Genomic DNA, 10,197 nt, shown 5'->3' with positions numbered 1-10,197 from the left:
AGTGGATGTTCGGTGGCACGCAAAGTGGTAGTCACGGTTGTCGATGATTACGACGGTCGCTCGCCCGCGGTGGAGACGGTGTCGTTCGGCATGGACGGTGTCGGTTACGAGATCGACCTGTCGGAGGAGAACGCGGCCCGCCTGCGGGAGGTGTTCGCGGAATGGACGCCGTTCGGCAGGCAAGTCGGCCGGGTCGGGCGTCGCCGCAGCAAGCCCGTCGAGCCGAGCGGTGTCCGTAAGCCGGAGGCGGGCGTGGTCCGGAAGTGGGCCAGGGCGAATGGTTTCGAGGTCCCCAGCCGCGGCCGGGTTCCGTCGGAGGTCGTCGCGGCGTACGAGAAGGCCGCTTCATAGGTCGCTAGGCGAGAGTCCGCCCTCCGCGGGTCGCTGCGGAGGGCAGGCCCCGTCAGCGGTGGGCGGCCGGTGCCGGTGACGTCCCCGCTCAGCGGCTTTCGTTGGTCGACCGGGTTCGCAAGATTCAGCCGCTCGCGGCTTCGACCAACTCACTCCACCGCCGTAGCACCAACTCGGTGTACCGGTCCGCGTCGATGTCGTAGGCGCCGAGCGCGTAGCCGTCGTTGGCCTCGACAAGCGCCGTCTCGCCGTTCGCCAGCACGCCGAAGTCGTTGCCGTACGCGCTCGGCGCCGCCCCGGAACGGTGGTATACCGCGACCGCGGACTCGACCACGTCCATGTCCAGTGGCGCCGGTTCGTCGCCGTCGTATCGGTCCACGCCGACGACACGGTGATCGATCACGTAGACGCGGAATTCCGCGACCCAGGCGACCACCTCGGAACACCACACCCGCTGTCGTCGGCTGACATTTCCCAGCGCGGCGAAGTCTCGCTCGGAGTAGCAGACCGCTCCGGTGAAGCTCTTTCGCCGTTCCGACGGCTTCACGAACACCGCTGGGGCGGACCCGTTCTCGACCGCGCGCTCGATCTCGCCCAGCGTCGATGTCCAGACCCTGCGCCGGAGGAACTCCCGCAGGCTCTGCGGATAGTCGTCGGGTTGCGGAACCGGGATGCGCAACTGCCGCATGGCGCCGTGCATCGCGTCCATATCGCCCGCGATGAACGTCTCCGGTCCCAACGGCAATTGCCTGCGATGGATGCGTTTGGCGGTGTAGTACCGGACCGGAATACCTCGCCGGCGCAACCCGTCCTCGAGCAGCTTCTCCTCGTGCCGCATCGGGCCCGATCCGGCGTATTGCAGGAATGCGACGCTGAACATCATCTCCTCGATCGCGCGCGATGCCGCAATGCCGATTTCTCGGCGTGCCGATTCCCCGAATCGCGCTCACCAGCGCAGGACGGCCTCGGTTTCGTCGTCGACCAACTCGCCGGTGGGTTCGAAGCCGAGCGCGCGGTAGAAGCCTTCCGGGCTGCCTGGGCCGAGGCCGTAGCTGGTGTAGAGGGTGTGGGTGCCGCGCGCTTTCAAGTGCGCCACCAAACCCTCGATCGCACGGCGGCCATACCCTTTGCCCTGGTGCGGCCCCGCGATCATGAAGCGCCACAACGAAACACCGGGTTCGTCCGGGTCCATACCGAGGTCGAGCATCAGGAAGCCGACGGGCTCGTCGCCAAAGTAGATACCGCGAAACCAAGCGGCATCCGCGAAGTGCGCCTCGGCGATCGATATGCCGTTGTCGGCCACCATCTTCCGCTGCTCCGGAGACAGCGTCTCACTGAGTTTGCACACTTCGTACACGGTCTCCGCGGTAATTCGGCGCAGTTCCACGGTTCGCTCGACAACAGCTGATGCACTCACCCGCCCTTCGTACCCGACCACGCACGCGCATTCAACGGAATTTGCGAACCACCCGAGGTGTCCGGCGCGCTGATCTATCTCCAGCCGATCCACGAGGTCGGTGATCGCGGGAACGTCCTTCCGGGCGAACGTCGCCCTTCGGACATATCGCGATACGTATCAACGCGGGCACGAAGCCGACGGTGATCGACGTCAACAGCGTAAACGCGGCCAGAACCGTTGGGCGCCAGGGCCATAGGGCACCGTCGAGCCGTAGGTGACCGGCGGGGTACTCGATGAACTTCGCGGCGACTCTGGCGGTGGCGCGGTCGGTGTGCGCCGCGAGGTCCCGTAGCGGTGGGTCGAAGGCGAATTCGCCCGGGCGGCGACCCGTTCCGGGGCGGATTTCCCTATCGACTCGCGCGGCGGTCTGCGCGAAGAGGGTGAGACCGTGTCGCGAGGTGACGTGCGGTGTGTCGCCCACCGGGACGAGGTGCGCGGCGAAGGAGCTGCCCGCGTAGACCTCCACCGCCGCCGCCAGGTCCAGTTCGCCGACGCCGTTGCCGAGACGGACCCCGATCCGCGGTTGGAAGTACGGAAACGCCGCATTGAGGACATAGGGCAGGTCGGACGGTTGTCTGCCGTGCGCCGGAATATCGGTCGTCCCGTCCGGCGTCCAGCCGGGGTAGGCCACCTCCGCCCCGATCCGAGCTGCCTCCGGGCGGCCCGCGAGACGTTCGACGACCTTCAGCGCGCCGACGACGCCGGAGGTGACGCCTGCGGTGCTGATGATGTTCGCGTCCTCGACATAGCGTTTCCCCGCCACCCACCGAGTGTCGGGGTACGCGTCGGCGAGGCCGTCGATCGCGTCCCAGAACGAGGTCGCGGTGCGATCGCGCAGCACCCCGCTCGCGGCGGCGAGCTTCGCGCCCGCGCAGACACTGAGCACCAGCGCGCCCCGCCCGGCCGAAGTCGAAATATATTGGCGCGCAGCGGATTCCTCGTCGTCGGCGACGGCCGGCACGACGACGACATCGGCGGGCGGTGCGTCGTCGAACGTGCGGTCGGCCACGATCGTCAACCCGCCGGACAGCGCGACCGGCGCGCGATGCGCCGCCACGGTGAACACGGTGAACCCCGTCGACCGCGCGAACACGTCGAACGGCGCCAGCGCGTCGGCCGCGACGGAACCGCGGTGTCCCAGCACGATCGCGACATTGATCCGGCCCTCGGGGAGCGGGCGCGGCGGTGGAACCTGCCCGGGAGCGACGGTGTAGTTGCGGGACATCGAGATACCGACGCCGATCGCGCACACACCCGCGAATGTCGCTGCGGCGAGCACGATTCCGAGCACGGTCGTCAGCCTCTTCCTCATCGCCGCGCCGCCGGAGTAGTGCCGAATCGGGCCGCGTACAACCGGCGCAGGTGCCGCGCGTCGCCGAACCCGCACCGCGCGGCGACGGCTTGCACCGTCAGATCCGTCTGCTCGAGCAGGTTCGCGGCCAGTTCCAGCCGCAGCCGCTGCCGATATTCCAACGGCGTGATCCCGATGGTGGACTTGAACGCACGGCTGAGCCCGCGCGGCGAAAGGTGGGCTATGGCAGCGAGTTCGGCGAGAGTGTGGCGGGAGTCGAGATTCTGGGCCAGATGATCCTGCACGCGGTGCACGGCTTCGTTCAGGTGTGCCCGATCCCGCAGAAACGGGCTGAGCTGGGCGTGACCGCCGTCGCGCCGAAGGTAGACAACCAGTTGGCGTGCCACGGCCGCCGCCAGCGCCGCGCCGTGGTCACGTTCGACAAGGGACAAAGCCAGATCGATCCCGGAAGCGATTCCCGCGCTCGTGCTCACCGGCCCGTCGTGCACGTAGAGCACCGAATCCGCCACGCGTGCAGCGGGATAACGCGCACGCATCGCGTCGAGCAGCTCCCAGTGGGTCGTACACCGCCGCCCGTTCAGCAATCCCGCGTCACCGAGCGCCACCGCACCGCTGCACACCGAAGCGAACCGCACACCGGCCTCCGCCTGCACACGCAACCAGTCGACGACCTCGCGCGGAACCGGTAGCCGGTCGCTTCGAAGGCGCGGGCCCGGAATCAGAACCAGATCTCCCGGCGCGGTGCTCGGTAGCGGCGCCAGGTCCGACAGAACCACACCCTGGGCGGACCGCACGCGCGAATCGGCGCCGACGTGCTCGATGCGGTACGCGCCGCCCAGTGCCGTCGCCGCGTCGAAGACCTGCACCGGACCGGCGAGGTCTAGCAAATTCACCTCGGGTAGGACGACGACGACCACTCTGCGTGCTGGACTCACGCACCCAACTTAAGCGGGACGACCTGCGCTGACGAGGGCGTGGAACGCCGGACGGCGGACGGATCTGGCACTCCTGATCCGGCTCGCGCTTACGCGTGCGCGGCGATCCTCTTGTCGATCACGGACAGCGCGAACTCGCCCCAGCGAATGTTCTCCTGTTCGAAGGAGATTCCGCGCAACAGCGTGAGGTAGGGCCCGACCCGCTCGGCCTCCTCCAGGTACGCCTGCTCGCTGCGGCCGTCCAGCAGGCGGGTGCGCAGCCGCTCGTACCGGGCCAGCTTGGCTTTCGACCACTCCAGCTTGTCCAGGACGGCGGCGCGCACGGCGGGGGCGTCCTCGACGTCCATGCCCTGCACCTTCACCATCATCTCGTCGCGAATGGCGGTGGGTTTGGCGGGCGCCGCGATGAATTCGCGCAAGACCGCTCGTCCGGCCGGGGTGATGGCGTGCAGGCGCTTGTTGGGACGGCGTTCCTGCTGCACGACCCGGGTTTCGATGAGGCCGTCGGCCGCCATGCGCTCGAGTTCCTTGTACAGCTGCTGCGGCGTCGCCATCCAGAAGTTGGCCACCGAGGCATCGAAGCCCTTGGCCAGGTCGTAGCCGGAGGCCTCGCCTTCCAGCAGGGCCGCGAGTACCGCGTGTCGTAGCGCCATCCGCCTAAGATACCAGCAGACGCGACTAAGCAATTTATTTACTAAGCAACTATGGACTATGTCGCACGGAAGCACTATCGTCCTTGGACGTATTACTCAACTAGTTGCATATGAAAGGCGGGGACATGCATCCCTTCCGGGCAGCCGTGGAGGCCCGCGACGAGGCCGCCATCGAGGCGCTGCTGGCCGACAATGTCGTGTTCACCAGTCCGGTGGCGTTCAAGCCGTATCCGGGCAAGGCGATCACCGCGGCCATCCTGCGCGCAGTGATCCGAGTCTTCGAGGACTTCCGCTACGTCCGCGAGATCGCCGACGCCGACGGGCGCGACCACGCCTTCGTGTTCGAGGCCACGGTCGACGGCAAGCAGCTGACCGGCTGCGACTTCCTGCACTTCGACGCCGACGGAAAGATCGACGACTTCATGGTCATGGTGCGCCCGCTCTCCGCCGCGCAGGCCCTGGCCGCGCGGATGGGGGAGCAGTTCGAGCGCATCCGGTCCGAGGCCGCCGCGCAAATCCAGCGAGAGGCGACCGGCGCATGACCGACTACGACGCCATCGTCATCGGCGCGGGCAATGCCGGTCTGACCGCTGCGGCAACACTGCAACGCGCGGGCGCGCGCACCCTGCTGCTGGAACGTCACAACATTCCAGGCGGCTGCGGCACATCGTTCCGCCGCGGCCGGTTCGAGTTCGAGGTGGCGCTGCACCAGCTGTCCGGCGTCGGCGTCGAGGGACAGCCGATCTCGTTGCGCGAGGGGTTGTTCCAGCAACTCGGCATCGCCGACAAGCTGGAGTTCGTTCAGGAACACGACCTCTACCGAGCGGTGATTCCGGGGCAGCTGGATCTGACCCTGCCCGCCGACTGGGATGCCGCGATCGACGCGATCGAGGCGGAGTTCCCCGGCAACCGCGATCGGACGGCGAAGTTCTTCGAACTGCTGAAGCAGGTGACCTTCTGGCAGATAGCCGCCATGCGCGGCATGCCGGTCGAGCAGATCGATCCGGTGCTGTTCGAGTACGGCTTGCGTCCGCTGAAGGACGTGCTCGACGAGCATTTCGACGACGACCGCATCAAGGCCGCGCTCGGCATGTACTGGACCTACCTCGGCCAGCCGCCGTCGAAACTGCGCTTCCAGGACCTGGCGCTGACGCTGTTCGCCTACTTCGAGTTCAAGCCGTGGCACGTGCGCGGCGGCTCGCAAGCGATGTCCACCGCCATCCTGGACACCTTCCTCGCCGCGGGCGGCGAAGTGCGGTTCAACACCGGTGTGGCGGCGATTCTCACCGCGGGCGGCCGGGTGCTCGGTGTGCGGCTCGACGACGGTACCGAAGTGACCGCGCCCGACGTGGTCTCGAATGCCTCGCTGCCCACCACGTACGGAATGCTCGAGGGCATCGACGTGCCCGCCGCGGTCCGAGAAGACCTGGCGACCAGGCGAATCGGCGTCTCCGGGTTCGTGCTGCACATGGGTCTGGACGCCACGCCCGCCGAGCTGGGCTTCACCACGAGCACCACCTTCGTCAACAGGGACGCCGACGACGATCGCACCTACGACGCCTGGCGGTCGTTCGAGCCCGCGCGTGGAATCTGCGTCAGCTCTTACGATGTCGCGCCGATCGGCTTCGCGCCCTCCGGCGCCACCCACGTCAGCCTGATGACGCTGCAATACGCGGACATCTGGAAGAACGTCGCCCCTTCGGAATACGCGCGCACCAAGTTCGCCTACGCCGAGACTTTGCTCGACCTGTGCGAGACCATCACCCCCGGCATCCGCGACGCCATCGAGGAAGTCGACGTCGCGACGCCGTTGACGATGATGCGCTACCTCGGCCATCCCGGCGGCGCGATCTACGGCTACGACCAGGACGCCACCGAAGGCTGGCTGTTCCGCGACAGCGAACGCCGAACCTACGTTCCCGGACTGCATCTGGCCGGTTCCTGGGCCGGTATCGGCGGTTTCCAACCCACACTCGAGGCGGGCGCCCGCGTCGCCCGTCGCCTGCTGCGCACCAAAGCCGCCTGAACGGAGCACCCTCGTGAAACACCCTCTGGCAGAACGATTCGACGGCGCGAGCGAGATCCTCGCCGAAATCGACTCCCGCACCTCCGACACCCGCGATCACCTCGCGGAAACCCGCGCCACCGTCGACGCCTACCACCCCAAGCGACTGCGACTCGCGGTCACCGAGATCATCGACGAGACCCCGACCACCAAGACTTTCCGGCTGGCGAGTCTCGATCGGGCCGCGCTGCCGCCGTTTCTGGCCGGTCAGTACGTCAACGTCTTCTTCGATGGCACCAGCCGCCCATTCGCCATCTCCTCCAGCCCGACCCGGCTGGATCACTACGACCTCACGGTCCGCCGCGTCCCCGGCGGCCGCATCAGCAATCTGCTCGTCGACACCGTCGACGTCGGCCGGGTTCTCACCACCACAGGGCCGATGGGCACCTTCCACCACAACCCGCTCTTCCACGGCGACGACCTGGTATTCCTCGCGGGCGGTTCCGGTGTCGCGCCCGCCATGAGCATGATCCGCGAGATCTCCGAACTCGGCCTTGACCGCACCTTCCACCTGATCTACGGCTCTCGCGACGCCTCCGACGTGATCTTCCGCGACGAACTCGACGCGCTCGCCGCCGGGCATCCCGGCATCGACGTCGACCACGTCATCGCCGAGCCGGATGCCGAGTGGACCGGCGCCACCGGATTTCTCACCGCGGACACCATCCGCGCCCTCGCGGGCCCACTCGACAACCGCATGGTCTATGTCTGTGGCCCGCAAGCCCTCTACCCGTATGCCCTCACCCAGCTGACCGCGCTCGGTCAGCCGCGCAAGCGCATCCGCTTCGAGGCCAACGGCGCCCCGAACGACCCGACCGCGCAACCCCATTGGCCCGCCGAGGTGGATCCGACTGGCGAGGTCACCGTGACCGTCGGGAGTGTGTCCTTCCGTACACCCCGCAATCGTCCGCTGCTGGATGCGTTGGAGGACAACAACCTCCGTCCCGAGGCCGCCTGCCGCTCGGGCGAATGCAGCCTGTGCCGGGTGCGCGTCGTGAAAGGTCGCGTGCACACCGCGGAGGAAGCCGAACTCCGCCTGTCCGACGCACAGTTCGACTACACCCACTCCTGCGTCGCCTACCCGATCAGCGACGTGGAACTCGACCTGTAACCTCCACCGCCTGAGCTCGGTGAGCTAGTGCGCGCTGGCGGCCTCGCTCGGACGGCGATAAGGTCGCGAGGCCGATGCAGCTGTAGGGGGGCGAAATGCGATCGATGAGGGTGCCGGGGGACGACGGGGCCTTGCTGCACGTAGGGGTCACGGGGCGTGGGCCGGATGTCGTGGTGCTGTCCGGTGGGCCGGGTTGCGTCCACTACCTGGAGGACGACGCGCTGGCGCCGCGCGGGATGCGGGCGTGGTATCCGGAACCCAGAGGGGTTGGGCGTTCCGAGGGCGGACCGCACGATCTCGCTCAGGCGGTCGCGGATATCGAAGCGGTGCGGCGGGCCGCCGGTGCCGAAAGTTGGGTGGTGCTCGGCCATTCCTGGGGCTCGGATCTGGCGGTGCGTTACGCGCTGGATCATCCGGAGCGAGTTCGGGGGGTGGTCGGCGTCGCGGGGCGCGGATTGCAGAAGGACCGCACCTGGTCCCAGGTGTACGAGTCCTTGCGACACGTGGAAGACGACATCGAAATCGACTGGGAACCAGGCGTCCACGCCGCACTGGGGGCGTCGTTCGTGGAGTGGATCCACGAACCCGATCTGCTGCGTCGGCTGGCCGACTCCGATGTCGCCATGACGTTCATCGCCGCGCAGCACGACATCCGGCCGTCGTGGCCGCTGCGGCAACTCGCCGCCTTGGTCCCGCGCGGCAAGTTCGAGGAACTGCCGGGCGTCGCGCACAACCTGTGGTCGACCGATCCGGGCGTGTGGGTCGATGCCGTCACGCGGGCCTGTCGCGCGGAAGGCTTCCGCTAGGGGGTCGCGGTGAGGTCGGGGTTCATGAGGCGGGCCGCGCGGAGGGCGATGTACAGCTCGGCGGCCGCTTTGGGGTCGCCGAGGCGGTGCGGGTGTGCAACGACGAGTTCGAGGGGACGCTCGGGGTCAACATCATCGCCCATCCTCGGACGATGAAGTCCTTGGGCGCCGAGTTCGACACCGCCGTCGCGACACTGCGCTACGGCACCGTGGCGATCAACGCCTGGACCGGCCTCGGCTATCTCACGGCCCGGGCGAGCTGGGGCGCCTTCCCCGGGCACAGCATCCACGACGTGCAGAGCGGAATCGGCGTGGTGCACAACGCGTTGCTCATCGCCGACCCCGAACGCACCGTGGTCCGAGGACCGTTCCGGCCGTCGCCGCGCTCGGTGCTGCACGGTGAGTTCACGCTGTCGCCGAAGCCCCCGTGGTTCGTGACGAACCGCACCGGCGCCACGACGCTGCGCCGGTTGACCGACTTCGCCAAGAAGCCGCGGGTCTCCGCCCTGCCCGGCATCTTCGCGTCCGCGCTGCGCGGTTGAGTACCGGCAGAGTCGCTATCGCTGCCGCGCGCAAGGCCCACTATCTCGGTCTCGTCCCGCCGCCCTCGTAACATGGCGGCATGCGCCCTGTCGATCCCGTTCGTGACGCCGCGGCCTTGTGGGACATCGCGATCCCGGCACCGCGCGGCCGGATGGCGGGAGTCAGCATGGCCGGTTTCCGCGGCCGCACCAAAAACCCCGTCGATATGCAGGTGGTCCCGTACCCGTCGCTCACGGTGGCCATCGACTTCGGTGACGGCTTGCTCATCGACGAGGTCAGTGGCAGGCGGTTCAGCGGCGGTATCGTCACCGGCCTCGCGCCCGGCAGCGTTCGAGTGGGCGGGCGCGATATCGACTGTCTGCAGATACGGCTGTCGCCTTCGGTCGCGCACGCGGTGCTGGGCGCCGCTTCGGAGTTGAGCGGGACGGTGGTCGGTCTCGAAGAGCTGTGGGGCCCCGACGCCGGGCGAATCCTGGAGCAACTGCACGCGGCCAAGTCGTGGGACGAGCGATTCGCGATCGCGGAGACCGCCCTTCGACGGCGACACGGGCTCGGCCGAGTGGTCGACCCGCAGGTCGAATTCGCCTGGCGACAAATGGTGTCGAGCCGCGGCCGGGTTCGGGTCGAGCGGCTGGCGGACGAGATCGGTTGGAGCCGTAAGCGGTTGTGGTCGCGGTTCCGGTCCCAGGTCGGTCTCACCCCCAAGCGCGCCGCCCAGCTGGTGCGTTTCGACCACGCGGTGCATCGCCTCGCCGCGGGACACAGCGCCGCTCTGGTGGCGGCGGAAAGCGGCTACGTCGATCAATCCCACCTTCATCGGGACGTCATGGCCTTCACCGGCGTGACGCCCACGGCCGTCGCGGTCGCGCCCTGGCTCGCGGTCGACGACGTCGCGTGGGCCGACCCCGATCGGATCGGGACGCGCGGCGCGGCTCCCAAGCGCTGACCAGAGCGGAACATTT

At 68.1% G+C, this 10,197-nt stretch carries 12 protein-coding genes and 2 pseudogenes; 8 read left to right on the top strand and 6 right to left on the bottom strand.

Annotated elements, in window-relative coordinates:
- The first annotated feature begins 12 nt into the window (after positions 1–12).
- Complete coding sequence (locus CRP45_RS06430) at positions 13–351, top strand: histone-like nucleoid-structuring protein Lsr2 (protein ID WP_067782923.1); 339 nt, start codon at positions 13–15, stop codon at positions 349–351.
- Positions 352–475: 124 nt separating this feature from the next.
- On the opposite strand, the gene CRP45_RS06425 is transcribed toward CRP45_RS06430, so the two are convergent.
- From CRP45_RS06425 to CRP45_RS06405, 5 genes are all read right to left on the bottom strand, one after another.
- Positions 476–1,231, bottom strand: coding sequence for an ATP-grasp domain-containing protein (locus CRP45_RS06425; protein ID WP_179830773.1), 756 nt, complete (start codon positions 1,229–1,231; stop codon positions 476–478).
- Positions 1,232–1,297: 66 nt separating this feature from the next.
- The gene (locus tag CRP45_RS06420; RefSeq protein ID WP_097244181.1) at positions 1,298–1,738 is read right to left on the bottom strand and encodes a GNAT family N-acetyltransferase; all 441 of its coding nucleotides are present in this window, start codon (positions 1,736–1,738) and stop codon (positions 1,298–1,300) included.
- A 61-nt stretch (positions 1,739–1,799) separates the two neighbouring features.
- A complete protein-coding gene (locus tag CRP45_RS06415; RefSeq protein WP_097244180.1) occupies positions 1,800–3,122 on the bottom strand; it encodes a DJ-1/PfpI family protein in 1,323 nt (440 codons plus the stop codon).
- Entirely contained in the window at positions 3,119–4,057 is a 939-nt protein-coding gene (locus CRP45_RS06410; protein WP_097244179.1) for a GlxA family transcriptional regulator, read from the bottom strand. Before CRP45_RS06410 ends, CRP45_RS06415 begins: the two co-directional genes overlap by 4 nt.
- 89 nt (positions 4,058–4,146) lie before the next feature.
- The gene (locus tag CRP45_RS06405) at positions 4,147–4,710 is read right to left on the bottom strand and encodes a PadR family transcriptional regulator (RefSeq protein ID WP_097244178.1); all 564 of its coding nucleotides are present in this window, start codon (positions 4,708–4,710) and stop codon (positions 4,147–4,149) included.
- Positions 4,711–4,835: 125 nt separating this feature from the next.
- Between CRP45_RS06405 and CRP45_RS06400 the strand changes: the two genes are divergently transcribed.
- From CRP45_RS06400 to CRP45_RS06385, 5 genes and pseudogenes are all read left to right on the top strand, one after another.
- Positions 4,836–5,252: a nuclear transport factor 2 family protein gene (locus tag CRP45_RS06400; RefSeq protein ID WP_097244618.1), complete on the top strand. Its 417-nt coding sequence runs from the start codon at positions 4,836–4,838 to the stop codon at positions 5,250–5,252.
- Positions 5,249–6,736, top strand: a complete 1,488-nt coding sequence (locus CRP45_RS06395) for a phytoene desaturase family protein (protein ID WP_097244177.1) — start codon at positions 5,249–5,251, stop codon at positions 6,734–6,736. Before CRP45_RS06400 ends, CRP45_RS06395 begins: the two co-directional genes overlap by 4 nt.
- Positions 6,737–6,749: 13 nt before the next feature.
- A pseudogene (locus CRP45_RS35255) lies at positions 6,750–7,109 on the top strand (FAD-binding oxidoreductase); the annotation flags it as partial.
- A gap of 45 nt (positions 7,110–7,154) precedes the next feature.
- A complete protein-coding gene (locus CRP45_RS35250) occupies positions 7,155–7,886 on the top strand; it encodes a flavin reductase family protein (protein ID WP_425436922.1) in 732 nt (243 codons plus the stop codon).
- Between the two features lie 104 nt (positions 7,887–7,990).
- A complete protein-coding gene (locus CRP45_RS06385) occupies positions 7,991–8,692 on the top strand; it encodes an alpha/beta fold hydrolase (protein WP_097244617.1) in 702 nt (233 codons plus the stop codon).
- Here CRP45_RS06385 and CRP45_RS33695 read toward each other — a convergent pair.
- Entirely contained in the window at positions 8,689–8,835 is a 147-nt protein-coding gene (locus CRP45_RS33695) for a hypothetical protein (RefSeq protein ID WP_179830713.1), read from the bottom strand. The genes CRP45_RS06385 and CRP45_RS33695 overlap by 4 nt on opposite strands.
- Here CRP45_RS33695 and CRP45_RS06380 point away from each other — a divergent pair.
- Positions 8,767–9,234, top strand: a pseudogene (locus tag CRP45_RS06380) (aldehyde dehydrogenase family protein); the annotation flags it as partial. The gene CRP45_RS33695 and the pseudogene CRP45_RS06380 overlap by 69 nt on opposite strands.
- A gap of 80 nt (positions 9,235–9,314) precedes the next feature.
- Positions 9,315–10,181 (top strand): AraC family transcriptional regulator, encoded by an 867-nt coding sequence (locus tag CRP45_RS06375; RefSeq protein ID WP_097244175.1) that lies wholly within the window; start codon positions 9,315–9,317, stop codon positions 10,179–10,181.
- Positions 10,182–10,197: the final 16 nt, after the last annotated feature.

It is taken from the genome of Nocardia amikacinitolerans (assembly GCF_900215415.1).
Lineage (GTDB): Bacteria > Actinomycetota > Actinomycetes > Mycobacteriales > Mycobacteriaceae > Nocardia > Nocardia amikacinitolerans.
The sequence above is the reverse complement of the archived record's forward strand: the minus strand, read 5'-3'. Positions and strand labels throughout refer to the sequence as shown.

What these genes read in the sequence shown, in the direction of transcription:
- CRP45_RS06425 (WP_179830773.1), bottom strand. Translation starts at nt 1,231, where the DNA reads ATGTTCAGCGTCGCATTCCTGCAATACGCCGGATCGGGCCCGATGCGG.
- CRP45_RS06415 (WP_097244180.1), bottom strand. Translation starts at nt 3,122, where the DNA reads ATGAGGAAGAGGCTGACGACCGTGCTCGGAATCGTGCTCGCCGCAGCG.
- CRP45_RS06405 (WP_097244178.1), bottom strand. Translation starts at nt 4,710, where the DNA reads ATGGCGCTACGACACGCGGTACTCGCGGCCCTGCTGGAAGGCGAGGCC.
- CRP45_RS06400 (WP_097244618.1), top strand. Translation starts at nt 4,836, where the DNA reads ATGCATCCCTTCCGGGCAGCCGTGGAGGCCCGCGACGAGGCCGCCATC.
- CRP45_RS06395 (WP_097244177.1), top strand. Translation starts at nt 5,249, where the DNA reads ATGACCGACTACGACGCCATCGTCATCGGCGCGGGCAATGCCGGTCTG.
- CRP45_RS35250 (WP_425436922.1), top strand. Translation starts at nt 7,155, where the DNA reads ATGGGCACCTTCCACCACAACCCGCTCTTCCACGGCGACGACCTGGTA.
- CRP45_RS06385 (WP_097244617.1), top strand. Translation starts at nt 7,991, where the DNA reads ATGAGGGTGCCGGGGGACGACGGGGCCTTGCTGCACGTAGGGGTCACG.
- CRP45_RS33695 (WP_179830713.1), bottom strand. Translation starts at nt 8,835, where the DNA reads ATGGGCGATGATGTTGACCCCGAGCGTCCCCTCGAACTCGTCGTTGCA.
- CRP45_RS06375 (WP_097244175.1), top strand. Translation starts at nt 9,315, where the DNA reads ATGCGCCCTGTCGATCCCGTTCGTGACGCCGCGGCCTTGTGGGACATC.